At 64.9% G+C, this 23,495-nt stretch carries 21 protein-coding genes; 15 read left to right on the forward strand and 6 right to left on the reverse strand.

Annotated elements, in window-relative coordinates:
• Position 1 precedes the first annotated feature (1 nt).
• Positions 2–907, forward strand: coding sequence for an EipB family protein (locus S101446_RS14155; protein ID WP_087608631.1), 906 nt, complete (start codon positions 2–4; stop codon positions 905–907).
• Here S101446_RS14155 and S101446_RS14160 read toward each other — a convergent pair.
• Together S101446_RS14160 and S101446_RS14165 are read right to left on the reverse strand one after the other, a co-directional pair.
• A complete protein-coding gene (locus S101446_RS14160) occupies positions 882–1,667 on the reverse strand; it encodes an exodeoxyribonuclease III (protein ID WP_087608632.1) in 786 nt (261 codons plus the stop codon). The genes S101446_RS14155 and S101446_RS14160 overlap by 26 nt on opposite strands.
• Positions 1,664–2,029 (reverse strand): HesB/IscA family protein, encoded by a 366-nt coding sequence (locus tag S101446_RS14165; RefSeq protein ID WP_019085264.1) that lies wholly within the window; start codon positions 2,027–2,029, stop codon positions 1,664–1,666. The genes S101446_RS14160 and S101446_RS14165 overlap by 4 nt, the downstream gene beginning before the upstream one ends.
• 127 nt (positions 2,030–2,156) lie before the next feature.
• Between S101446_RS14165 and S101446_RS14170 the strand changes: the two genes are divergently transcribed.
• From S101446_RS14170 to serS, 8 genes are all read left to right on the forward strand, one after another.
• Positions 2,157–3,335, forward strand: coding sequence for a deoxyguanosinetriphosphate triphosphohydrolase (locus tag S101446_RS14170; protein WP_019085266.1), 1,179 nt, complete (start codon positions 2,157–2,159; stop codon positions 3,333–3,335).
• Positions 3,336–3,442: 107 nt separating this feature from the next.
• Positions 3,443–5,248 carry an arginine--tRNA ligase gene (gene argS / locus S101446_RS14175; protein ID WP_019085267.1) on the forward strand — a complete coding sequence of 602 codons (1,806 nt, stop codon included), beginning with the start codon at positions 3,443–3,445 and terminating at the stop codon, positions 5,246–5,248.
• A complete protein-coding gene (locus S101446_RS14180; protein ID WP_087608633.1) occupies positions 5,245–6,213 on the forward strand; it encodes an SPOR domain-containing protein in 969 nt (322 codons plus the stop codon). Before argS ends, S101446_RS14180 begins: the two co-directional genes overlap by 4 nt.
• Before the next feature lie 39 nt (positions 6,214–6,252).
• The gene (locus tag S101446_RS14185; protein ID WP_087608634.1) at positions 6,253–7,095 is read left to right on the forward strand and encodes a segregation and condensation protein A; all 843 of its coding nucleotides are present in this window, start codon (positions 6,253–6,255) and stop codon (positions 7,093–7,095) included.
• Entirely contained in the window at positions 7,095–7,754 is a 660-nt protein-coding gene (scpB, locus tag S101446_RS14190) for an SMC-Scp complex subunit ScpB (RefSeq protein ID WP_019091137.1), read from the forward strand. Before S101446_RS14185 ends, scpB begins: the two co-directional genes overlap by 1 nt.
• Positions 7,755–7,844: 90 nt before the next feature.
• Positions 7,845–8,417 (forward strand): Sec-independent protein translocase protein TatB, encoded by a 573-nt coding sequence (gene tatB, locus S101446_RS14195; RefSeq protein WP_053323523.1) that lies wholly within the window; start codon positions 7,845–7,847, stop codon positions 8,415–8,417.
• 7 nt (positions 8,418–8,424) lie between these two features.
• Positions 8,425–9,234, forward strand: a complete 810-nt coding sequence (gene tatC, locus S101446_RS14200; RefSeq protein WP_026019648.1) for a twin-arginine translocase subunit TatC — start codon at positions 8,425–8,427, stop codon at positions 9,232–9,234.
• The gene (gene serS / locus S101446_RS14205; protein WP_087608635.1) at positions 9,234–10,505 is read left to right on the forward strand and encodes a serine--tRNA ligase; all 1,272 of its coding nucleotides are present in this window, start codon (positions 9,234–9,236) and stop codon (positions 10,503–10,505) included. Before tatC ends, serS begins: the two co-directional genes overlap by 1 nt.
• 56 nt (positions 10,506–10,561) lie before the next feature.
• Here the strand turns inward: serS and S101446_RS14210 are convergent, their stop codons facing one another.
• Positions 10,562–13,009 (reverse strand): helicase-related protein, encoded by a 2,448-nt coding sequence (locus S101446_RS14210; protein ID WP_087608636.1) that lies wholly within the window; start codon positions 13,007–13,009, stop codon positions 10,562–10,564.
• Between the two features lie 295 nt (positions 13,010–13,304).
• Here S101446_RS14210 and S101446_RS14215 point away from each other — a divergent pair, with 295 nt between their 5' ends.
• Complete coding sequence (locus tag S101446_RS14215) at positions 13,305–14,183, forward strand: ferredoxin--NADP reductase (protein WP_010507007.1); 879 nt, start codon at positions 13,305–13,307, stop codon at positions 14,181–14,183.
• Between the two features lie 138 nt (positions 14,184–14,321).
• Positions 14,322–15,722 (forward strand): glutathione-disulfide reductase, encoded by a 1,401-nt coding sequence (gene gorA / locus S101446_RS14220; protein ID WP_048850950.1) that lies wholly within the window; start codon positions 14,322–14,324, stop codon positions 15,720–15,722.
• Between the two features lie 170 nt (positions 15,723–15,892).
• Here the strand turns inward: gorA and S101446_RS14225 are convergent, their stop codons facing one another.
• Positions 15,893–16,237, reverse strand: coding sequence for a hypothetical protein (locus S101446_RS14225; protein WP_010507003.1), 345 nt, complete (start codon positions 16,235–16,237; stop codon positions 15,893–15,895).
• A 307-nt stretch (positions 16,238–16,544) separates the two neighbouring features.
• On the opposite strand from S101446_RS14225, the gene S101446_RS14230 reads away from it, so the two are divergent.
• The 4 genes from S101446_RS14230 to gltX all read left to right on the forward strand — a co-directional run bounded on the left by S101446_RS14230 (position 16,545) and on the right by gltX (position 21,127).
• A complete protein-coding gene (locus S101446_RS14230; protein WP_010507001.1) occupies positions 16,545–17,948 on the forward strand; it encodes a class II 3-deoxy-7-phosphoheptulonate synthase in 1,404 nt (467 codons plus the stop codon).
• A gap of 31 nt (positions 17,949–17,979) precedes the next feature.
• Positions 17,980–19,140, forward strand: a complete 1,161-nt coding sequence (locus tag S101446_RS14235; RefSeq protein ID WP_048850948.1) for a beta/alpha barrel domain-containing protein — start codon at positions 17,980–17,982, stop codon at positions 19,138–19,140.
• 48 nt (positions 19,141–19,188) lie between these two features.
• Positions 19,189–19,557: a hypothetical protein gene (locus S101446_RS14240; protein WP_087608637.1), complete on the forward strand. Its 369-nt coding sequence runs from the start codon at positions 19,189–19,191 to the stop codon at positions 19,555–19,557.
• Positions 19,558–19,789: 232 nt separating this feature from the next.
• Positions 19,790–21,127 (forward strand): glutamate--tRNA ligase, encoded by a 1,338-nt coding sequence (gene gltX / locus S101446_RS14245; RefSeq protein WP_087608638.1) that lies wholly within the window; start codon positions 19,790–19,792, stop codon positions 21,125–21,127.
• A 152-nt stretch (positions 21,128–21,279) separates the two neighbouring features.
• On the opposite strand, the gene S101446_RS14250 is transcribed toward gltX, so the two are convergent.
• Both S101446_RS14250 and cysS read right to left on the reverse strand, forming a co-directional pair.
• Positions 21,280–22,065 (reverse strand): RNA methyltransferase, encoded by a 786-nt coding sequence (locus S101446_RS14250; protein WP_182356815.1) that lies wholly within the window; start codon positions 22,063–22,065, stop codon positions 21,280–21,282.
• Positions 22,062–23,426, reverse strand: coding sequence for a cysteine--tRNA ligase (gene cysS / locus S101446_RS14255; protein WP_010506992.1), 1,365 nt, complete (start codon positions 23,424–23,426; stop codon positions 22,062–22,064). The genes S101446_RS14250 and cysS overlap by 4 nt, the downstream gene beginning before the upstream one ends.
• Positions 23,427–23,495: the final 69 nt, after the last annotated feature.

A 23,495-nucleotide genomic window follows, 5' to 3' on the forward strand; every position in this document is an offset into this window, starting at 1 on the left:
GATGCCGGCCGATGCACTTGCCTTCCTCATGCCCCGTGCCGTGCAGTACGGGGTGCCGGTGGGGCGGTGCGTGATGGTAGGCATGACGCTGGCGGCCCTGTGGCGCGCCACACCCGTGCAGGCGGCGCCGGTCATGGCGGCCCACCGCGCGGTCTATGACCTGACGCTGGTGGCGGTCAGCGGTGGCGATGTCGTCACGGCGGAGGGCAGGCTGACCTTCGTCCTGTCCGATATGTGTTCGGCATGGTCCACGCAGCAGCAGTTGCGCCTGCGCACCGTGGATCGCGAAGGGACGGAAACGGTCAGTGATTCGGATTATGCCGTGCTGGAGGAAAAGGACGGCTCATCCCTGGTATTCCGTGCCGACCAGACGGAAAACGGCCATCCCGCCCCCCGTATCGCGGGGGAGGCGCATATGCGCCCCACCGGGGGACAGGTGCATTACACCGATCCCGTGGCGCATGACGTGACGCTGCCCATGGGCACGCTGTTTCCCGTGGCCCATACGGCAGCCGTCATTCAGGCGGGGCAGGACGGGCAGGGGCCGATTGCCCCATTCCTGTTCGATGGCACGGTGGATACCGGGGCGCTTGGCACATACGTGCTGTTTCTGGGGCATGACGTGCCGCCGGTCGCGACCACGTTTCCCGCCCTTGCCCCGCTTGCGGCGCAGCGGGTGCATGTTGCCTATTACAATACCACCACCCGCGACATGACCCCGGTGTTCGAGACGGGCATGCGTTATTTCAGCAATGGCGTGGCCGACCGGGTGGATATGGATTTCGGGCAGTTCCGCATGTCGGGCACGTTGCGTGAATTCCGGCTGCTGCCCGTGCCCGACCATTGCCCGCTGCCCGGCGGGGCGCGCGGGCATGGTGGCATCAGCCCGGCGCATCCGCCAGCGTAACCGCCAGCGGCACATGGTCGGATGGCTGCGGCCTGCCCCGTTCGTCACGTGCGGGCAGGGCGGTCAGCAGCCGTTCGGCAACGCGGGGGGACAGCAGGGCATGGTCAATACGCAGCCCGCTGTCACGCTGCCATGCTGCCGCCTGATAATCCCAGAATGTATAGAACCGCCCCACCGGGTGCAGCGCGCGCAACGCATCGGTCAGCCCCAGCCACAGCAGGCGGCGGAAGGCCGCGCGGCTTTGCGGGCGGACCAGGGCGTCATCGGGCGACAACGCGCCGGGGGCGTAGTCCTCATCCGTGGGGCAGACGTTGTAATCACCCAGCAGGACGAAATCCTGACCGGCCAGCAGCATGCCGCGTGCATGCAGGCCCAGTGCCTCCATGAACGCCAGTTTGGAGTCGTAGCCCGCACTGCCGCCGGAATTGCCGTTGGGCAGGTACAGGTTGCCAAACACCAGCCCACGGCAACGGATTTCGACGTAGCGTGCCTGCACCGGATCGGTTTCCCAGCCGGGCAGGGCGGTATGCGTGACTGCGTGCGGGTGGCGGGTCAGGATGGCGACGCCGTTATAGCTTTTCTGGCCCACCACGATGCTGTCATAGCCCGCCGCCCTGAACACATCGACGGGAAAGACCTCGGTCTGGCACTTGATTTCCTGCAGCGCCAGCACGTCCGGCTGTTCGCGGGCCAGGTAGTCCAGCACATGGTCCTGGCGCTGGCGGATGGAATTGACGTTCCAGGTGGCGAATTTCATCATTCGACCGAAAAGCTCGTGCCACACCCGCATGATGACGCGGCATTGGGATTGCGCACGGTAAAGTGCGCGCCCATCAGGCTGTCATCAAAATGCAGTTCCGCCCCTGTCAGCAGGTCCATGCTGGCCGGATCGACCACGACACGGACGGTGCCCGCGGGGATCACGATATCATCGGGCTGGCTTTCACCATCGAGCGCGAATTTGTACTGGAAGCCGTTGCACCCCCCCGCCTCGACCGATACCCGCAGCGCAGGCTCCCCCGCGGGGGAGGCTGGCTGTTCATCCAGTATTTCACGCAGGCGGCGGGCCGCCGCGTCCGATACGCGGAAGCTGTCAGTGGCGGGGGCAGGGGGCATGGACATCGGGTTTCACCATGATCAATGGCACGCAGGGCTGTGGGACCATGTTGGCCACAGGCTGCGCGCGGGTTATGGATGGGCGGCGGCATCATCATGTGCCGTTCCATCCATGGCTGGATCCTGATCTTATATGAGTACTGCATCCTATGCTGTCCAGACCGCCACGGCCCGTGGCAGGCTCTATCCCGAAGCCGAGGCCCCGACCCGCAGCCCATGGCAGCGCGACCGGGACCGGGTGCTGCATTCGGCAGGGTTTCGCACGCTGCAGTACAAGACGCAGGTGTTCCTCAACCACGAAGGCGATTTTTTCCGCACCCGCCTGACCCATTCGCTGGAAGTCGCCCAGGTTGCGCGTTCCATCGCGCGCAGGCTGGGGCTGGAGGAAGACCTGACCGAAGGCCTCGCCCTGGCCCATGACCTTGGCCACACCCCCTTTGGCCATGCGGGGGAGGAAGCGCTGTCGGCGGCCATGAAGCCGTGGGGCGGTTTTGACCACAATACGCAGTCCCTGCGGCTGGTGACGCTGCTGGAGCGGCGGTATTTCGCCTTTGATGGCCTGAACCTGACATGGGAAATGCTCGAAGGGCTGGCCAAGCATAACGGGCCGGTGGACCATCCCACGCCCTATGTGGCCGATTACGCGGCCCGGCACGGGCTGGAACTGGGCAGTTATGCCGCGGCCGAAGCACAGGTTGCGGCCCTGTCGGATGATATCGCCTATCACGCCCACGACCTTGATGACGGCCTGCGTGCGGGATTGCTGCATATCGAGGAATTGGAAGCCCTGCCCGTCGTGCGTGAAGCCCTGGCCGATGCCCGTACGGCCCAGCGCCTCAGCGGGTGTCAGGCCAGCAATAACGATCCCCGCCTGCGTCATGAAACCATCCGGCGCGTCATCAACACGCTGGCCATGGACCTGATCGGCCAGACCCAGCGCAACCTTGAACGCCTTGCCCCGAAATGTTCCGATGACATCCGGCATGCCGCCCGCCCCGTTGTGGCGTACAGCCCGGATATTGCCGCCGCCAATCTGGAAATCCGCAAATTCCTGTATGCGCGGCTGTACCGTCACTGGCGCGTCAACCGCATGACGCGCAAGGCGCGGCTGACGGTCGAATCGATTTTCACCATCCTGTCGGAAAACCTTGCACTGCTGCCCGATGGCACGCGGGAGCCAGCCCTGGCCGCGCATGACGGGGGCGACAGGGCGGGCGCATGCCGCGTTGTGGCGGATTATATTGCCGGCATGACCGATCGCTGCGCGATGGAGGAATATCGACGGTTGACGGACCTGTCCTCGCCGGGGTGAAACACGCCCATCGCATTTATCCGATTGCCTGCCGTTCTGGTATCACGGCGGGCCCTTCCTGCCGGGCCTGATGGTCCACTTACCGTTTTGTTGGGAAACCGTGCCGCATGTCAGACAGTCTGTTCGTCCGTTACCTTACGCATGTGCGCGCAGCACTGGGCCGGATCGTGCCCGACCTGCCGCCTGCGCTGCTGGACCGGGTGGAGGTCACGCCCACCCGTGATCCGGCCCATGGCGACCTTGCGACCAATGCGGCCCTGGTCGTATCCAAGGCCGCGCGGCGTCGCCCGGCGGAAATCGCGGGCGAACTGGTGACGGCGCTGGCGGATGTGCCCGGCATCGCGCATGCGGAGGTGGCCGGCCCCGGTTTCGTTAACATGCGCCTGGCCCCCGCCGTGTGGCAGGGCGTGGCGCGCAGCGTGCTGGAGACGGGGGAGGATTACGGCACCAGCACCGCCGGGAACGGGGTGAAGGTGAACGTGGAATACGTATCCGCCAACCCCACCGGCCCGATGCATGTGGGCCATTGCCGTGGGGCGGTTGTGGGTGACGTGCTGGCCAACCTGCTGATCAAGGCGGGTTACGAGGTCACCAAGGAATATTACATCAACGACGCCGGCGCGCAGGTCATTGCCCTGGCCTGGGCGACTTACTGGCGCTACCTGCAGGCGCTGGGCACCACCGTGACCGAGGAAGAATTCGCCGCCGTCGTGCCCGGTGGCGCGATCCAGTATGGTGGCGACTATCTGGTCCCGGTAGGCGAGGCGCTGGCCCGCAGGTTTGCCGACAGCCTCGCCGCTCCCGGCCTGAAACCCGCCGATCCTGCCCTGTGGCTGGATACGGTGAAGCGTGAGGCGGTCGATACCATGATGGCCATGATCCGCGAGGATCTTGCGGCCCTTGGCGTGCATCATGATGTCTTCACCAGCGAGGCCGGGATACTGGCCGATGGCGAAACCGACCGCGCCATCGCGCAGCTGGAAAAGAAGGGCCTGATCTACGAAGGCGTGCTGGAGCCGCCCAAGGGCAAGCTGCCCGATGACTGGGAAGCCCGGCCGCAGACGCTGTTCCGCTCCACCGAATTCGGGGATGACGTGGACCGTCCGCTGCGCAAGTCCGATGGATCGAACACCTATTTTGCCAACGACATCGGCTATCACGCCGACAAGATCCGCCGGGGCGCGGATGTGCTGGTGGACGTATGGGGTGCTGACCATGGCGGCTATGTCACCCGCATGAAGGCGGCGGTTGCGGCGCTGGCGACGGACGGCCGGCCGGTGCTGGATGTGCTGCTGTGCCAGATCGTGCGCATCGTGCGCGACGGGCAGCCGGTGCGCATGTCCAAGCGCGCGGGAACCTTCGTCACCCTGCGCGACCTGATTGACGAGGTCGGGCGCGACGCCGTGCGCTTCACCATGCTGACCCGCAAGGCCGATGCGCAGATGGAATTCGATCTGGATCAGGTCGTGGCGCAGAGCCGCGACAACCCGGTCTTCTACGTGCAGTACGCCCATGCGCGCTGCTGTTCCGTGCTGCGGTCGGCGGCAGGCATGGTCAATGATGGCAGGATCACGGGTGGCATCACGCCCGCGGAACTGGCGGGCGTGGATCTGTCGGGTCTGACGGCGGATGCGGAACTGGCGCTGCTGCAGCGCATGGCGCAGTGGCCGCGCATGGTCGAATCGGCGGCGGCCGCGCATGAACCGCACCGCATTGCCTTTTACCTGAATGAACTGGCGTCGGATTTCCATGCGCTGTGGAACCGGGGGCGCGATGATGCGACCCTGCGCTTCCTGCAGGAAGATGATATTGCCGCCACCCGCATGAAGCTTGCCCTTGTCGAGGCAACGGCAACCGTGCTGCGATCGGGTATGAAAGTGCTCGGCGTACAGCCGGTCGAGGAGATGCGATGAGCCCTGACAACACATCCCCCCCCAATGTCCCCCCTGACAGCAGGGGCGACAACCCGCCCGCGCCCGATCCCTATTCCGCGCCCTCCGGCCCGGGGCGGGAGCGCATGGGGACCGATTCCAATCCCGATCTGGGCATGCGCAAACCCATGGAACCGGCGGATGACATCGGTCCGGCCGCCTCCTCGCAGGGGCGCCGGGGCGGCTTTGACTTCAGGGCCCTGCTGGCGCGCGTGGCGGGCAGCAACCTGCTGGGTGACGATCCGCTGACGCGCAAGCTGGTCTATGGCGCGGCGGGCCTTGGTGGCGTGCTGGTGGTGGCCATTGGGGGATGGTCGCTGTTCGGTCATCATCAGGCCGGGATTCCCGTTCTGGGGCCGCCGCCCGGCCCGGTGCGCGTCAAGCCCGCCGATCCGGGCGGGATGCAGATACTTGGCGCGGGCGACGGCATGCCCGCCGATGGCGGCGTGATGCGCCTGTCCCCGCCGCCCGAACAGCCACAGCCCGACGCCATGGCCCGCCAGTACGGACAGGTGGCCGGTGAAGGCGAACCGGCCCCGGCCCCGGCGCAGACGCCGCCAGCTGCCGCCCCCGCCCCGCCACCGGCCGCGGATACGCCCGCCAGCGCGCCGCCGCCGCCCCCCGCCCCGGCGCGGGCGGAAGCACCCGAACCGCAGGCCGCCCCGCTGCCACCACCCGTGCCACGTGCATCCGGCACGGGTACAGGGGCGTATGGCGTGCAGCTTGCCGCGCTGGATTCGCAGGAAGCGGCGTTGAAAAGCTGGACCCGCCTCAGTACGCGTTATCCCGACGTGTTCGGGCCATACCAGCCCACCGTGGTGAAGGCGGAACGGGGCGGCAAGACCTTCTATCGCCTGCGCGTCAAGGGACTGGCGAAGGCGCAGGCGGTCAGCCTGTGTGAAAAGGCCAAGGCGAAAAGCCAGGCGTGCGAGCTGGTCCATTCCTGATCCCGCCATGGCCCGCGACCCTGTGCTGCGGAGGGAACGGTGAGCGGGGATAACGCCCCGTCCGTTCCATCTGCGTCCACCAGCGCCCCGATCGTGCATCTGGACGGGTTTGACGGGCCGATGGACCTGCTGCTGGAACTGGCGCGGGCGCAGAAGGTGGATCTGTGGCGCATTTCCATCCTGCAACTGGTTGATCAGTACCTGGCCGTGGTGCGCGCGGCACGCGACGTGCGGCTGGAACAGGCGGCGGACTGGCTGGTGATGGCGGCGTGGCTGGCGTGGCTCAAGTCCCGCCTGCTGCTGCCGGAAGACGACGACGAAGCCACCGATGCGGAGGAAGCGGCCAGCCTGCTGCATGAACGGCTGCTGGAACTGGAGCGGATGGTCCAGCTTGGCCGCTGGCTGGCCGCGCGTCCGCAACTGGGTCTGGAAGTATTCGAGCGCGGGCAGGCGGAAAACCTTGTGGAAATCGATCGCTCGGGCCTTGCGGTCGATGTGCCGCAGCTTATGCGTGGATACATGGCGGCCATGCGCCGGCGCGCGCGCCGATCCGTCTATCAGCCGCGCGTGCTGCGGTTCTGGACGGTGCAGGATGCGCTGGCGCGGCTGCGGCGCATGCTCGGCACGCATGACCTGAAGGCGGACTGGTGCGGGCTGGAGGGCTTCGTGCCCGACCTGCCGCCACAGGCCGACATGACGGAAACAATGGTGCAGACCGGCCGCCGCGCCGCCGTGGCGGGCACGTTGCTGGCCAGTCTTGAAATGGCGCGCAGCGGGATGATCGAACTCCAGCAGGCGGAACAGTTTGGCCGTATCTGGCTGCGCGAACGCACAGGGCAGCCAGATGCTGCCGGGACAGAACCGGAAGGGGACATGGCCTGATGAACGAGACGCAACAGCCGGGACTGCCGCCGGAAGATGAGATTGCCGCCATGATCGACGTGCGGGAATTTTCGCTACGCCTGGTGGAAGCCCTGATCTTTGCCCGCGCCGATCCGCTCAGCACCCGCGCCATTGCCGAAATACTGGGCGCGCAGGGCGGCATACCGCATGACACGGCCGACCGGGACGCCTATGTCACCGCCACCCTGTCCGCGCTGGCGGCGCGGTATGCAGGGCGTGGGGTCGTGCTGGTGGAGGTGGCCGGGGGCTGGCAGTTCCGCACGGCGCCCGACTTGGCCCCGCGCCTGACCCGCGTCATGCCACGGCCACGCAGGCTTGCGCGTTCGACCATGGAAACGCTGGCGATCATTGCCTATCACCAGCCCTGCACCCGTGCCGAGATCGAGGAAATCCGTGGCGTCAGCCTGAGCCAGCAGGTGCTGGACACCCTGCTGGAGGCGGAACTGATCATGCCGCTGGGTCGTAAGGAAGTACCGGGGCGGCCCATATTGTGGGGCACGTCATCGGGTTTCCTGCGGCATTTCGGCCTGAAGGATCTGGGCGACCTGCCCCGGCGCGAGGAACTGCTGGTGGACGTGCCCGATACCGCCATGCCCCCCGATGCGCCGGACGAGGTTCCTGACCCGCCCGCGTCGTGATAGGTGTGCAGGATATGCACGGGCGAAACGTGAAGCCGCGCGGTGACGTGCGGGTGTGCCGTGCGTGCATGGTGGTGGAGGAAAGTGGTCATGTTCGATTTCGCGTGGTCTGAATTTGCCCTGATCGGGGTGGTGGGCCTGCTGCTGATCGGGCCAAAGGACATGCCCATCGCCATCCGCACGGTGACCGGCCTGATCAAGAAGGCACGCGGTCTTGCCACCGAATTCCAGTCCCATGTGGACGAAATGGTGCGTGAGGCGGACCTGACGGAAGCGCGCGACCAGCTTGGCCAGCTCAAGCGGATGAACGTGCGCGACAAGCTGATGAAGGCGATTGACGGGGATGGCGCGCTGCGCCGCTCGCTCGATCCCGCCACGCTGATGGGGGATACCCCTGCCGCCCTTCCGGCAACACCCGTCGCAGGTGACGCGCTGCCTGAACAGCAGGTGCCTGCGCGCCATTATATGCCCCCCGTGTCCGCCGCCGCCCGGAAAGAAGTTGATGAAGCCCTGCTGGCCAGTGCGCCGGATTTCCTTCCGCCGCGTATCGCGCGCCGTATCGCGGCGGAACTGCCAGACCTGACGCCCCCGGCCTTCCTGCCGCCGGTCAGGGTCATTCACCGGGGGCAGCGTGTCTCCGTTACAGCCGATGGGCGGGAATAAGAACGCGATGGATGCAGGAGACGAAACCCTGAATCAGGATTCGATCAACGACCAGCCCATGCCGCTGCTGGAACATCTGGTGGAACTGCGGCGCAGGCTGCTGTGGTCCATCGTGACGTTCATGGTGTGCTTTGCCGTCTGTTACTATTATTCGGAACAGATCTATTTCTTCCTGGCCAAGCCACTGGGCGACATCATGCGCCAGAAGGGGGAACAGCCGCACCTGATCTATACCGCGCTGTATGAAGCCTTCTTCACCTACATGAAGGTCGCGTTCTTCGGCGCGGCCTGCCTGTCGTTCCCCATGATGGCGGTGCAGGCGTGGATTTTCATAGCCCCCGGGCTGTACCGCAGCGAAAAACGCGCCTTTGCGCCGTTCCTGGTCGCAACGCCCGTCATGTTCGCCATCGGGGCGGCGCTGGCGTACTATTTCATATTCCCCGCCGCGTGGAAGTTCTTCCTGTCGTTCCAGACGGCGGACGGGCAGGACGGATTGCAGATCGAACTGCAGGCCAAGGTATCGGAATACCTGACGCTGGTCATGAAGCTGATCCTGGCGTTCGGCATGGCGTTTGAACTGCCCGTGGTGCTGACACTCATGGCGCGGGTGGGGCTGGTCACGTCAAAGGGGCTGGCGAAGGTCCGGCGCTATGCCTATGTCGGCGCGTTCGTGGCCGCCGCCATCCTGACGCCGCCCGACGTGATTACCCAGACCGGTCTGGCCGTGCCGCTGATCGGGCTGTACGAAATTTCCATTATCTGCGCCCGCCTTGTCGAGCCGCGCACCCCGCCTGAAGACACCGAGGAGACCCCCTGATGCACGACCTGCGTGCCCTTCGCGCCGATCCCGACGGTTTTGATGCTGACCTGAAGCGGCGGGGCGAGCCTGCCGTGGCGCAGGCGCTGCTGCTGCTGGACCATGATCGCCGCGCCGCTGAAACCGCATTGCAGGAACTGCAGGCGCGCCGGAAGCAGATTTCCAGGGAAATCGGGGCAATGCGCAAATCCGGTGCGGATAGTTCGGCACTGGAAGCCGAAGTGGCCAGCGCCAAGGGCCGGATGGAAGAACTGCAGACCCGTGCCGATGACCTGGATGGACAGATCCGTGGCACGCTGGAACGCCTGCCCAACCGCCTGGATGCCAGCGTGCCCGAGGGCGTGGATGAAAATGCGAACGTGGAGGTGCACCAGAACGGCACGCCACGTGAATTCGCCTTTGCCCCGCGTGAACACTTCGAACTGGGCGAAGCGCTGGGCATGATGGATTTCGAAACCGCGTCCCGCCTGTCGGGCGCGCGTTTCGTGGTGCTGCGTGGCCAGCTTGCACGGCTGGAACGCGCACTGGGGCAGTTCATGCTGGACCTGCACACTGGCGAAAACGGCTACGAGGAAACCGCCGTGCCCGTTCTGGTCAATAACGAGGCGATGTACGGCACCGACAAGCTGCCCAAGTTCGCCGATCAGTCCTTCCGCACCGAGGACGGCCGCTGGCTGATCCCCACGGCGGAAGTGCCGCTGACCGCCAGTGTCGCGGGCCAGATCCTGCCGGGCACCATGCTGCCGCGCCGCCTTGTCGCGCTGTCATCGTGTTTCCGTAGCGAGGCCGGGGCCGCGGGCCGCGACACGCGCGGCATGCTGCGCCAGCACCAGTTCCAGAAGGTGGAGATGGTGTCCATCACCACGCCGGAGGAAAGTGACGCCGAGCATGAACGCATGACCCGCTGCGCGGAAATGGTGTTGGAAAAGCTGGGCATTCCCTATCGCCGCATGCTGCTATGCGCGGGGGATACCGGCTTTGGCGCGGCAAAGACCTTTGATCTTGAAGCCTGGCTGCCGGGGCAGAAGGCATGGCGCGAAATCTCGTCGTGTTCCACCACGCGTGACTTCCAGGCCCGCCGCATGAATGCCCGCTACCGCACGGCGGAGGGCAAGCCCGCCTTCGTCCATACCCTGAACGGTTCCGGCCTGGCCGTGGGCCGCACGCTGATCGCGGTCATGGAAAACTACCAGGACGCAGATGGCAGCATTACCGTCCCCGATGTGCTGCGTCCCTACATGGGCGGCATCGAGGTCATCCGCGCCGCCTGAAAACTTGAAATCAGTAAAGACGTTTTTGGCGAAGCTTCCGTCTTCCCGTCTTTCCCTTAACGCCGCTTGCGGTGCGGGCGTTTGTCCTTTGACAGGGCGCCCCGTTTGCCGCGTCCCGGCGGACTGGCGCGGTTATCGGGGCTGAAGGGGGATATGCGCGGCGCGCGGGCGCGGATGCTCTGCTGGCGCAGCACATCCTCGATCCAGTCATTCAGGCGCGCGGTCGTGGCCTCGGCTTCCTCGCGGTTGACGTAGGCTTCGGGGAAGCGCAGCGCCAGCCACCGCCAGGCCACCAGCCGCTTGTGGCGCTTTTCCGCGCGTTCCAGTTCCGTGCGCTCGGCCCGTTCGGGCGGTGGCAGGCGGCCGGTGCCCGGTGGCGGCACGGCATTGCCCGCCGCATGGTCCGCCGCCCAGTGGACAAGGCGCTGGATGCCGTTGTCGCGGTCATCCACCGGGCACATGGCGTAAACCCAGCGCTGCGCCAGTGTCAGGTCCGCAACGCCTTCCAGCGCGGTTGCGATGGCGAAGGCCTGTTCCATGTTGGCCAGCCGGTAATTCGGGTCATCACGCCGCAGCACCGCGCGGCGGATGCGTACCAGCACGCCAAACAGGCTGTCCGACCCGATTTCGGCGGCCACTGCCTGAACAATGTCGGCATCGGGCTGCACCTGCGGGCGCATGTCCTCGATCGGCTGCGGGGGGGCCGCCAGCATGGCATGGATGAAGGACGGGCTGCCCACCCCTTCCAGCACGGCCACCACACCCTGTTCATGCTTGCCGTAGCGCCCGGCGCGACCGCCGATCTGCTTGACTTCCTGCGGGTTGAGGTCGCGCGTCTGGTTGCCGTCATATTTGCGCAGCGCGGCAAAGACGACGCGGCGGATGGTCAGGTTCAGCCCCATGCCGATGGCGTCGGTCGCGATCAGGATATCGGCGTCGCCATCATTGAAACGCTGGGCTTCCGCCCGGCGCACTTCGGGGCTGAGCGCGCCATACACCACCGCGACACGCTTGCCCTGCGCCAGCAGCAGCGCACGCAGGTCCAGCACCTCGCGCCGGGAAAAGGCGATCAGCGCATCATGTTTCTGCAGTTCATGCAGGCTGACCGAGCGTTCGGCGGCGACCAGCGGGCTTTTGCGCTCCAGCCGGATTTCATCCACCGGGTCACCGCACAGTTCGGCAATGCGCCTGACCATGGGGATGCAGTCCGGCGCGCCAAGGATGAACAGGTGCCGCGCGGGTGCCCCCATGATGGCCGCCGTCCACGCCGCCCCCCGGTCGGGGTCGGTCAGCATCTGGGCTTCGTCGATGATCGCGACATCGACCGGATTGTTCAGCGGGCACATTTCCACGGTCGCGGCCAGATGGCGGCTGCCGGGCACGTCGATGCGTTCCTCGCCCGTGGCCAACGATGTCGGCACGCCACGCGCGGTCAGCGACTCGCGGAACTCATGCGCCAGCAGTCGCAGCGGGGCCAGCGCCAGCCCGCTTTCGGCGCGGGCCAGCGCATCGAGCGCGGTATGGGACTTGCCGCTGTTGGTCGGCCCCGTCACCAGCGTGATGCGGCGGTTGAGCGCGCGCGCGGTGCGGAAATGGGCAGCGTAGCGGTCAAGGGCCGCGACCTGCGCAATGACGGCGTTGCCCACGCGGCGGTTGCCAAGGTCGGGGGCCAGCGGCGTGCGGGGCGGGGTTTCCTGTCCTTCCCTGCGCCACTGGGGCAACTGCTGGCGCAGGGCCATGAGTTCGGTCGGGTCGAACTCCCATCGTTCCTGCCCATCCGCCTGTGGCACGCGCCGGGCGACGGGCAGGCGGTTTTCCGCGATCCAGCGCAGGGCCTCGCGGTGCGAACAGCGCAGCAGGCCGGGCACGTCGCTGAAGGGGACAAGGCTTTTTTCCCATTCGCGCAGGCGCAGCACTTCCTCGCGCCTGCGCGCACGTGCCGTATCCTCGATCTGGGTGTCGCGGTCCTTGCGGCTTGCGTCCTCGCGTTCCAGTTCGGCAGCGAAGGCGTCCGCATCCGGCAGGGCGAAGGCGTCGGCCACCGCCACGGCAAGGGTGCGCAGTTCCGCAGGCGCCAGCGTGCGCCCGGTGCCGTCAAACAGGTCCGCGCGGATGTTTTCCACCGCCACGCGCGGCGTATCGCCCTGCGCGCGCAGTTTCTGGCGCAGCACGGGGGCAAGGGCCGACAGCAGGCGCGCATCATCGGGTTCGGGGTCGTCCACGCTGACGGCGGCGGCTTCCGTATCCGCGCGCGTTACCCAGACCTGCCCCGCGCGGCGGGTGAGGTCCATAAGGCGCGATCCCCACGGCTTGCGCCGGACGGTGCACAGGGCGGCGCGGAACGTGGCGTCATCTATCCGCGTCGCACCGGGCTGCAGGCTGCGGGCGATCACGCGTTCCAGCTTCGGGCGTTCGCGGGTTTCAACATGCAGTCCGGTGGCGGCGATCGCCGCATCCAGCGCCAGCAGGGCAGGGGCGGCCCGGTCGGGGAATTCAGAAGTCATACCTGACTATGTGCGTCATCCACGCGCTGACGACAATGGACTCAGTACTTGCATCCATGCCCGAAATCATTGAATAGAACCCCGCATCGTACGCGTGTGACGTGACATGCGCGCCCCGGAATGGGGATTATGTGGTGAATCTGCTTCCCGTGGCGCGTGATATGTTAGTTTTGTGCTGGAATTCCACGCTGTGGATGGCCTAAACATGCCCGCCTTAGTTATGTAGCTGTGGCCGGGCGCATGTTTCAGGGAATCCTGTGTCTGCGTCATATCCAGCCGGGAGAATGATAACCAGATGTCAGATACATTGATTGTGCCAACCGCTGAGACCATGCTCACCGGTCTTGCCCCGGTCGAGGGGCAGGAAGGCGTGTTCCACCTGGCTGAACCGACCAAGGAATACAGCCACCTGAATGCGGAGACCGTCCTGTCGGTCCATCACTGGACCGATCGGCTGTTCAGCTTCACCACCACGCGTGACCCCGCGCTGCGCTTCGAGAACGGCCAGTTCACGATGATCGGCATCGAGGTCGAGGGCAAGCCCCTGCTGCGCGCCTACAGCATCGCCAGCGCGAATTACGAGGATCACCTCGAATTCCTGTCGATCGCGGTGCCCGACGGCCCGCTGACCTCGCGCCTGCGCCATGTCAAGGTGGGCGACAAGGTACTGATCGGCCGCAAGCCCGTCGGCACCCTGCTGCTGGACAACCTGCGGCCGGGCCGCAACCTGTATTTCCTGTCCACGGGCACGGGGCTTGCGCCCTTCATGAGCCTGATCAAGGACCCGGAATGCTACGAACGCTATGACCACGTGATCCTGAGCCACACGGTGCGGATTTCGGGTGAACTGGCCTATGCCAACCACATCCGCCACGAACTGCCCGAACATGAGTTCCTCGGCGAGGACGTGAAGGGCAAGCTGCTGTACTACCCGGCCGTGACGCGTGAAGCCTTTGCCGTGACCGACCGCATCACCAAGCTGATCGAGACGGGCAAGATCTTTACCGATCTGAACATTCCCGAACTGGACCCCGAGCATGACCGCGTCATGATCTGCGGTTCGCCGGAAATGCTGGCCGATACGGAAAAGCTGCTGCAGGACCGTGGCTTTGACGAGGGGAACAACTCCAACCCCGGCGCCTACGTGGTGGAAAAGGCGTTCGCTGAACGCTGATCGCGCACCAGCCCCGGCCACAGGAACCATGGCCGGGGCTTTTTTTTGTTGCTCCCGCCCCGCGTCCGGGCGGGAGATCGCCGGAATGACGCATGCTGCAGGCCGTCCTTCCGGCCGGAAGCAGGATGCACAACCGGCATGAGTTATGACTTCGATCTGTTTGTAATCGGCGCGGGTTCGGGGGGCGTGCGGTGCGCGCGCGTGGCCTCCAGCCATGGGGCGCGCGTGGCCGTGGCGGAAAGCCGCCACTGGGGCGGTACCTGCGTCAACCTTGGCTGCGTGCCCAAGAAACTGATGGTCCAGGCCAGTGAATATGGCGACTGGGTGGATGACAGCCATGGTTTCGGCTGGAACACGAAGCGCGGGCAGCACGACTGGGCCGCGCTGATCGAAGCCAAGGACCGGGAGATCACGCGCCTGAACGGCCTGTATGTCTCGATGCTGGAAAAGGCGGGCGTCGCCCTGTTCACCGGCCATGCCACCATCGAGGACGCGCACACCCTGCGCATCGACCCGTCCCCGCTTGCTCCCCATGAAGCCCCCCGCCGGGTAACCGCCGCCCGGATCGTCATTGCGGTGGGGTCCACCCCGACGGCCCCGAAAATTCCTGGTGCGGAATACGCCATATCGTCCGATCAGGCCTTTCACCTCAAGCAGCGCCCGCATCGGGTGTGCATGGTGGGTGGTGGCTATATTGGCGTGGAATTTGCGGGGATATTCCGTGGATTCGGCTCGGAAGTTGACCTGGTTTACCGCCAGCAGCAGCCGCTGCGTGGTTTTGATGGTGACCTGCGCCACGCCCTGCATGACGCCATCGACCTGCGCGGCATCCGCCAGCATGTCAGCGCATCGCCCATTGAAATTGAAAAGCGCAAGGATGGCAGCCTTGCCGTCACCCTTGATAACGGTGGCCGGATCGAAACCGACTGCGTTTTCTTTGCCACCGGCCGTCATCCCAAGGTCACCGGCCTTGGCCTGACGCAGCTTGGTGTGGCGATGGAGGAAAACGGGCGCATCATTGTCGATGAAGGCAGCCAGACAACCGTGCCCGGCATCTATGCCATAGGCGACGTGACCAACCGGCTGAACCTGACCCCCGTAGCCATTGCGGAGGGGCATAACCTGGCCGACCGCCTGTTTGGCAGCGCACCCGCGCGTCAGTGGTCCTATGCCACGACGCCCAAGGCGGTGTTCTTCACCCCCGCCCTTGCCAGTGTTGGCCTGACGGAAGCCGAGGCCGCGCATAAGGGCGACGTGGATGTGTATGTCAGCCGCTTCCGTCCCATGCGCAACACGCTCAGCGGCCGCCAGCAGCGCACGTTCATGAAACTGGTGGTGGATCAGGCCAGTCAGGTCGTGGTGGGCGCGCATATGCTGGGTGATGACGCGCCGGAAATCATGCAGGGTCTGGCCATTGCGGTGACGGCGGGGCTGAAGAAGGGCGACTGGGACCGGACCATCGGCATCCATCCTTCCTCGGCGGAGGAATTCGTGACCATGCGTACCCGCACGCGTGTCACGCCCCATCACCCGGTCTGATACCGTCCATATGAAAAACCGTTGCCGGGCAGTGTCCCGGCAACGGTTGAAATATCCCGGGAATCAAAAAGAAGTTTCCGGTGAAGCTTTTTTCCGACAGGCTTCGGAGAACACTGCCTTTTTGAAAAAAGGCAGCACTCAAAAACTTTTATTATTCCTGAAGCCGTTTTTTAGCGGGGTGCGACCCAGCCATTGCCGGTCGAATCGCCAAGCTGGCCATCGCCATTGATGCCGCTGCTCTGGTACGCGCTGCCAAAGCGTGACAGGTCTGTGCCGGTGACCGAATCACGATGCACGTGTTCCAGATGGTCGGGGTCTGGGCCATGGTTCAGTTCCATGGACGGCGCTTCCTCATAGCCGGGCGGCAGGTGGTTGCGCTGGCCATGAACGGTCATCTTGTCTTCGCTCTGGCTGTTGCTGTCGTCACTGTTGTCGGGTGCGGCCATGGCCGTCACACTGAACAGGCACAGCCCCGCGGCCAGGGCGGTTATGAATTTCCCACGTGTGGTGGCCATGATCCGTAATCCTTTTACCTGAGAGGGCACCATGCCAACCATGCCCCGCCAGGGGAAGCCGTGGTCTGGCAGGCCAACCATGTCACTTTTACATATGGGTGAGGCATGACTGTAATGCGACCTGGTACTGTATGGATCGGGTCGGTTTGTGGCGTCAATGCAACATCGAGTCCCCGCTGGCGGCATGAGTGTAAGGGCCGGGGCCAGAACAGGCTTTGCCATGCCGGGCTTTTTTCGACATAAAGACTGCCCTTCCGCCGCTGGCGGTGGGGACTGTCTTGTATCAAGAGGAATTAGGATCCGACCCATGAGTGCGACGCACAGCCACAACAGTTCTTCCCGGCAGGCCTGGACGCCGGAGAGCTGGCGGTCGTTTCCGGCGCGGCAGATGCCGCGATATCCCGACGAAGCCGCCCTGGAGGGCGTGGAGGCGCGTCTGCGCCGCTACCCGCCGCTGGTTTTCGCGGGTGAAGCCCGGCGCCTGCGCGCCCATCTGGCCAAGGCCGCCACGGGGCAGGCCTTCGTGCTGCAGGGCGGCGCGTGCGCCGAAAGCTTCAGCGAATTCACCGCCGACATCGTGCGCGACACCTTCCGCGTGCTGCTGCAGATGGCCGTGGTGCTGACGTTTGGTGCAAAGGTGCCCGTCATCAAGATCGGGCGCATGGCCGGGCAGTACGCCAAGCCGCGTTCGTCCGACACGGAAACGAAGGATGGCGTGACGCTGCCGTCCTATCGCGGTGACATCATCAATGGCTCGGACTTCACGGAAGCCGCGCGCATTCCTGATCCGAAGCGCATGGAAACCGGCTATTTCCAGTCCGTTGGCACCATGAACCTGCTGCGCGCGTTCGCCAGCGGGGGATACGCCAACCTGCATGAGGTGCATCGGTGGAACCTGGGCTTTGTCGAACGTTCGCCGCTGGCGCAGCGTTACGGGCTGCTGGCCGAACGCATTGGCGAAACGCTGGACTTCATGGCCGCGTGCGGCCTGACGGCGGCCACCACGCCCCAGATCGACGAGACCGAGTTCTATACCTCGCACGAGGCCCTGCTGCTGCCGTATGAACAGGCGCTGACCCGCATCGATTCGACATCGGGCGAATGGTATGACTGCTCGGCCCATTTCGTGTGGATCGGGGACCGTACCCGTCAGCCTGATGGCGCGCATGTCGAATTCCTGCGCGGGGTGCGCAACCCCATCGGGATCAAGGTCGGCCCCACCACCACCATCGAGGATCTGGAGCACCTGCTCGACATCCTCAATCCGGATGATGAGGCGGGGCGCATTTCGCTCATCTCGCGCATGGGAGCGGGCAAGGTGCGTGACCACCTGCCGCCGCTGCTCGAGAAAGTGATGGCCACGGGGCGGACGGTCACATGGTTGTGTGACCCCATGCATGGCAACACGAGTTCGACCTCGACGGGTGTCAAGACGCGCTCGTTTGACGCCATCCTGTCGGAGATTCACGGCTTTTTTGACGTGTTCGAGGCAGCCGGCGCCCATCCCGGCGGCGTGCATTTCGAAATGACCGGCCAGAACGTGACCGAGTGCATCGGCGGTGCACACCGCTTGACGGAAGAGGATCTGGGTGAACGCTATGAAACCTTCTGCGATCCGCGCCTGAACGCGGAACAGTCGCTGGAGATGGCGTTCCGCCTGTCTGAAGAACTGAAGACGCGGATGCATCGCACGCACGGCGGGGCACGCTAGTTCCGCCCGTATCGGGGGGATTGGAGGGGCTATGACCCATGGTGAGAAGGCAGGCCGGGGTGCGGGTGCGGTGGAACCGGACGTGATCGCCGCCCGCACGGATGCGTATTTCAACCGCACGCGTGCCATTGTCGAACACTTTGGGGACAGGAAGGTGACCTATGCCGTCTTTCTGCGCCGCCCCGTCGTGTCCGCGCCACGGCTTATGGTGGACTGGCTGCATGCCGTTGCGGCCGAACGCGGGATCGCTATCGAATGTGACCTCATGTTCCCCGAGGGGACATGGGTGGGCGCGGGCGAACCGCTGGCCTACGTGACCGGATCGTTCGCACAGCTTGCGGTGCTGGAGACGCTGGTGCTCCAGCGTCTTGGCCCGGCCTGTGTCGCCGCCCACAATGCCTACCAGATGGCCATGGCGCTGCCGCATGTGCGCTTCATGGCGATGGAGGCGCGGCACTGCGCGGGCTTTGGCATGCAGGAACAGATGGCCTATGCCGCCTCTGTCGGCAGTCATGCCGCCCAGAAGGAAGGGGCGCTGGGCTTTGTCGGTGGCGCCAATGATGCGACGGCGCATTATTTCGGCACCACGAAGGGCCTGGGCACCATGCCGCACGCGCTGGTGGGCTATGCCGGGTCCACCCTGCGGGCCGCCGAGATGTTCCATGAGGTCTATCCTGAAATGGATCTTGTGGTGCTGGTGGATTATTTCGGGCGGGAGGTGACGGACGCGCTGGAAGTCTGTCGCCATTTTCCCGACCTGGCCGCAACCGGGCGTCTGGCCGTGCGTCTGGATACGCATGGCGGCCGCTTTCTGGAGGGGCTGGACCCGCAATCGTCCTATGACGTGCTGGAACGCCACACGCCGGGCAGCATCCGGCGGTACCGGTCGGACAAGGAACTGCGCTACCTTGTGGGCACGGGGGTTTCCGCCGCCGCCATCTGGCGCATGCGCGAAGCACTGGACGAGGCCGGGTTCGCGCATGTGCGCATCATCGCGTCATCGGGCTTCAGCGTGGAAAAATGCCTCAGCATGGCGGACGCCCATGCCCCGGTCGATGTGATTGGCACCGGCTCCTTCATTCCCGACCGCTGGTCGGAAACCTATGCCACGGCCGACATCGTGGCCTATGACGATGTGCCACGGGTCAAGGCGGGGCGTGAGTTTCTGCTGCGCCACATGCGCAACCGCTAGGCCGCAGGCCCGCGTCGCGCGCACGAACGCATAACGAAAGGCTTCATCTTGTCAGAAACCATTTTTGCCCCCGAAGGGGGATGGCGCGTGCGGATTCTGGATCTGTCAGGCGGTGCCGAGGACAATATTGTCGAGGAAGTCGGCGGCTTCCCCGATCTGATCCAGGCCAATGCCTTTGCGCGTGCCTATGTGCGCGACAGCATCGAACGCTGCCGCATGCCCGGCCTGTCGGCAGCCGACATCCTCAAGGCATGGTTTTCCTTTGGGGAGGATGCGGAAGTGCTGGAAGCGGGTGATCAGGGCTGGCGTTCGGCCAATGAACTGGATGATTTCGCAGCCAATGCCGCCAGCCCGATGGAGCGCGACTGGCGCGCCTTTGACCCCCGTCGTGGCGGTGACGAGGATGATGAGGCGTAAGAACGCCCTTGAATCTGTAAAAGTATAAAAGTTTTTGGGTGCCGCCTTTTTTCAAAAAGGCGGCGTTCCTTATAGTCCGCCTGAAAAAACTTCCCCAAGGCGTCTGGCATCGCAAAAGCAGCCTTTCCGGGTGCGTCCTGCGTTCGGCCCGGTCCCGAAGGGGTGGCGTTTCCGCGTCGGATTGCGCATGTGTTCTCTGGCATTCGGGGCGTAATCGCCGCATATAGGGGGCATGAAACTCCGTTTTGCGCCCAGCCCGACCGGGCTGATCCATGTCGGCAATGCGCGTCAGGCCATTGCCAATGCCCTGTTTGCCCGCCGCCACAATGCCCGCTTCCTGCTGCGCATTGACGATACCGATCGTGGTCGTTCGAAGGAGGACTATGTGCAGGCCCTGCAGGACGACCTGCGCTGGCTTGGCATTGGCTGGGACGAATTCGTGCGGCAGTCGGACCGGCTGGACCGTTACGCGCTGGCCATTGAGCAGCTGAAGGCCAGCGGGCGGCTTTATCCGTGTTTTGAAAGTGAACAGGAACTGGCCTCCAAGCGCGAGGCCCGTATCCGCATGCGCAAGCCGCCGGTCTATGACCGCGCCATGCTGCGCATGACCCCGCAGCAGCGCGCGCAGGCCGAAGCCAATGGCAAGGTGCCGTACTGGCGCTTCCGGCTGTCCGATCACCGCACGGTAGAATGGAATGATCTGGTCATGGGGGCGTGCCGGGTGAAGCTGCCCGCCATTTCCGACCCCGTGCTGGTGCGCGCGGACGGGACAGTGCTGTACACGCTGGCATCCGTCGTGGATGACATGGAACTGGGCATCACCCACATCATCCGCGGTGAGGACCATGTGACCAATACCGGCGTGCAGATCGACATTGCCGAGGCACTGGGGGCAAAGCGCAACCAGTTCACCTTCGCGCACCTGCCGCTGTTGCTGGATGAAGGCGGCGGCAAGCTGTCCAAGCGTTTTGACGGGCTGTCGATTCGCGCGCTGCGGCAGGACGGGGTCGAGCCATCGGCCATCGTGTCCTACCTTGCGCGCTTGGGCAGCGCGGACGATCCGGCGCCGCTGTCGTTTGATGAACTGGCAAAAAGCTATGACCTTGGCCGTGTCTCGCGCTCTGCCGCGCGGTTTGACATGCGGCAGCTCCTGGGCCTGAACCGTCGCATCATGCATGCCATGCCGTTCGAGGAAATCCGCGCCCGCCTGCCCGAAGGCGCGACTGAAGCCTTCTGGCTGGCGGTGCGGGGCAATGTGGATATGATGGGTGAACTGCGTCACTGGTGGGACGTCGTGGCCGGTGAGATCATCCCCCCGGTGATCGAGGAGGCGGATCGTCCCTACCTGCTGCAGGCGTTGGAGTCGCTGCCTGCGGAACCGTGGGACGAAACCACGTGGAAAACATGGACCACGGTCGTGAAGGACGCCACGGGCCGCACGGGCCGCGCCCTGTTCCACCCGCTACGCCTTGCGCTGACGGGGGAGGACAGCGGACCGGAAATGCGCGACCTGCTACCGCTTATGGGCCGGGCGCGCGTGGCCGACCGGCTGCAGATCGCGGCACGCTGATATGAAAAAGGCCCGGTTTCGTACCGGGCTTTTTTTAATGGAGAAAGATTTGACATAATAAAAGTTTCTGGGTGCCGCCTTTTTTCAAGAAGGCGGTGTTTCCTGAAGCTTTTTGGAAAAAGCTTCACCAAAAACTTTTTTTTAACAGGTGTTTATGACTTGTCGCCCTGCCGTATCTTGCGCCCGCGCGACAGTTCCGTCACCACGCCATGCAGCGTGCGCAGTTCCTGCTCAGTCACCTCGCCGCGCAGGAAGAAGTGGCGCAGGTTGCGCACCATGCCCGCGCGCTTCTGTTCATTGCGCAGGAAACCGCATTCATCCAGATCCGCGATCAGGTGGCGCATGAAATTGTCCAGTTCGCCACGGGTCGCCACATGCGTCTCGTTGGTCATGAGCGTGCGCGGCGGCGTGTCGTCGGCTGCCATCCACCATTCATACGCCATGATCATCACCGCCTGCGCCAGGTTGAGTGACATGAACGCGGGATTGAGCGGGTAACGGATCAGCGCATCGGCGCGGGCCATGTCCTCGTTATCCAGCCCTGCGCGTTCGGGGCCGAACATCAGTCCCACCTTCAGCCCGCGATCCGTCATTTCCCGCAGTTCGGCAGCGCCACCGCGCGCGGTCAGCACCGGCTTGACGATATGGCGCGGGCGGGGGCAGGTGGCGAATACGTGGTGCAGGTCGGCTACCGCGTCATCCACCGTATCAAACACCTGCGCGGATTCCAGGATACGGTCGGCGCCGGATGCGCTGCGCCACGCGCGTTCGAGCGGCCAGCCATCACGCGGCGCAACCAGACGCATGTGGAATAGCCCGCCATTGGCCATGGCGCGGGCCGTGGTGCCGATGTTCTCGGCCATCTGGGGCCGGACGAGGATCACGACCGGGCTGTTGCCGATGGGGCCGATATCCGCCCCGCCGTCGCGGCCGGTCATGCCTGCCTCCATGTCGTGCCCTGCGGGCCGTCTTCCAGCACGATGCCCTGTGCAGCAAGATCGTTGCGGATTTCATCCGCCCGGGCAAAATCACGCGCCTTGCGCGCGGCCAGCCGTTCCGCGATCAGGCGTTCGATATGGGCGGGGTCTACTTTCGCATCACCACGGAACCATGCTTCCGGCGTATCCTGCAACAGGCCAATCAGGTTGCCCGCGGCCTTCAGCTGTGCCGCAGCCCCGCTGTCACCCGCCATGGCGGCATCGGCCAGTGCGTGCATTTCCGCCAGCGCGCGCGGGGTGTTCAGGTCGTCGCACAATACCTGCACCACGCTGTCCGGCGCGGGCACGGCGTCCTGCATGGGATCAAGGTTTTCCAGCGCACGGTAGAAGCGGTCGAGCATCTGGCGGGCTTCATTCAGCCCTTCGCGGGTAAAGTTCAGCACGGAACGGTACTGCGCGCGCAACAGCAGCAGGCGCAGGGCCTCGGCAGGCGTATCGCGCAGCACGTCGCGCACGGTCAGGAAGTTGCCGAGGGATTTCGACATCTTCTCCCCGTTCACCAGCAGCATGGCGTTATGCACCCAGTGATTGGCGAAGCGGCCATGCGGGTGGCAGCACATGCTCTGCGCGCGTTCGTTTTCATGGTGGGGGAACAGCAGGTCCGACCCGCCGCCATGAATGTCGAAACTTTCGCCCAGGTAACGCTGCGACATGGCCGAACATTCGATATGCCAGCCCGGGCGGCCCCGGCCCCACGGGCTGTCCCAGCCCGGCGTCTGGTCGTCGGACGGTTTCCACAGCACGAAATCACCCGGATCGCGCTTGTAGGGCGCGACTTCCACCCGCGCGCCGGCAATCAGGTCATCGGGCGTGCGGCCCGACAGCGCGCCATAGGATGGATAGGTGTTCACCGCGAACAGGACGTGCCCTTCGGCCTCATAGGCGTGGCCGCTTTCGATCAGGCGGCGGATCATGTCCTGCATCTCGCCAATATGGTGGGTCGCGCGCGGCTCCACATCCGGTGGCAGGATGGAAACGGCGGCCAGATCCTCATGGAAATCGTGGATGGTGCGCGCGGTCAGGTCGGCAATGGATTCGCCATTGGCATGGGCGCGGGCGTTGATCTTGTCATCCACGTCCGTGATGTTGCGCACATAGGTCACGCGCTTGTACAGGTGCCGCAGCAGGCGCACCAGCACGTCCGCCGTCAGCATGGCGCGCAGGTTGCCGATATGCGCCAGATCATAGACCGTGGGACCGCAGTAATAGACCCGCACGTTGTCGGGTGCCAGCGGGACGAAGGGAACGGTGCTGCGCGTCCTGCTGTCGTGCAGGTGCAGGCGGGGCTGTGTGTCGGACATGATGCGCCTAGATGCGACAGACGGGCGGGATTACGCAAGACCTCATCTGTGCCTGTAATGCGGGCCAGT

The organism is Komagataeibacter europaeus, from assembly GCF_002173515.1.
GTDB classification, from domain to species: Bacteria; Pseudomonadota; Alphaproteobacteria; order Acetobacterales; family Acetobacteraceae; genus Komagataeibacter; species Komagataeibacter europaeus.

Excerpts from the sequence above, each read along its gene's own strand:
- S101446_RS14155 (WP_087608631.1), top strand. The coding sequence starts at position 2 with ATGCCGGCCGATGCACTTGCCTTCCTCATGCCCCGTGCCGTGCAGTAC.
- S101446_RS14160 (WP_087608632.1), bottom strand. The coding sequence starts at position 1,667 with ATGATGAAATTCGCCACCTGGAACGTCAATTCCATCCGCCAGCGCCAG.
- S101446_RS14165 (WP_019085264.1), bottom strand. The coding sequence starts at position 2,029 with ATGTCCATGCCCCCTGCCCCCGCCACTGACAGCTTCCGCGTATCGGAC.
- S101446_RS14170 (WP_019085266.1), top strand. The coding sequence starts at position 2,157 with ATGAGTACTGCATCCTATGCTGTCCAGACCGCCACGGCCCGTGGCAGG.
- argS (WP_019085267.1), top strand. The coding sequence starts at position 3,443 with ATGTCAGACAGTCTGTTCGTCCGTTACCTTACGCATGTGCGCGCAGCA.
- S101446_RS14180 (WP_087608633.1), top strand. The coding sequence starts at position 5,245 with ATGAGCCCTGACAACACATCCCCCCCCAATGTCCCCCCTGACAGCAGG.
- scpB (WP_019091137.1), top strand. The coding sequence starts at position 7,095 with ATGAACGAGACGCAACAGCCGGGACTGCCGCCGGAAGATGAGATTGCC.
- tatB (WP_053323523.1), top strand. The coding sequence starts at position 7,845 with ATGTTCGATTTCGCGTGGTCTGAATTTGCCCTGATCGGGGTGGTGGGC.
- tatC (WP_026019648.1), top strand. The coding sequence starts at position 8,425 with ATGGATGCAGGAGACGAAACCCTGAATCAGGATTCGATCAACGACCAG.
- serS (WP_087608635.1), top strand. The coding sequence starts at position 9,234 with ATGCACGACCTGCGTGCCCTTCGCGCCGATCCCGACGGTTTTGATGCT.
- S101446_RS14210 (WP_087608636.1), bottom strand. The coding sequence starts at position 13,009 with ATGACTTCTGAATTCCCCGACCGGGCCGCCCCTGCCCTGCTGGCGCTG.
- S101446_RS14215 (WP_010507007.1), top strand. The coding sequence starts at position 13,305 with ATGTCAGATACATTGATTGTGCCAACCGCTGAGACCATGCTCACCGGT.
- gorA (WP_048850950.1), top strand. The coding sequence starts at position 14,322 with ATGAGTTATGACTTCGATCTGTTTGTAATCGGCGCGGGTTCGGGGGGC.
- S101446_RS14225 (WP_010507003.1), bottom strand. The coding sequence starts at position 16,237 with ATGGCCACCACACGTGGGAAATTCATAACCGCCCTGGCCGCGGGGCTG.
- S101446_RS14230 (WP_010507001.1), top strand. The coding sequence starts at position 16,545 with ATGAGTGCGACGCACAGCCACAACAGTTCTTCCCGGCAGGCCTGGACG.
- S101446_RS14235 (WP_048850948.1), top strand. The coding sequence starts at position 17,980 with ATGACCCATGGTGAGAAGGCAGGCCGGGGTGCGGGTGCGGTGGAACCG.
- gltX (WP_087608638.1), top strand. The coding sequence starts at position 19,790 with ATGAAACTCCGTTTTGCGCCCAGCCCGACCGGGCTGATCCATGTCGGC.
- S101446_RS14250 (WP_182356815.1), bottom strand. The coding sequence starts at position 22,065 with ATGACCGGCCGCGACGGCGGGGCGGATATCGGCCCCATCGGCAACAGC.
- cysS (WP_010506992.1), bottom strand. The coding sequence starts at position 23,426 with ATGTCCGACACACAGCCCCGCCTGCACCTGCACGACAGCAGGACGCGC.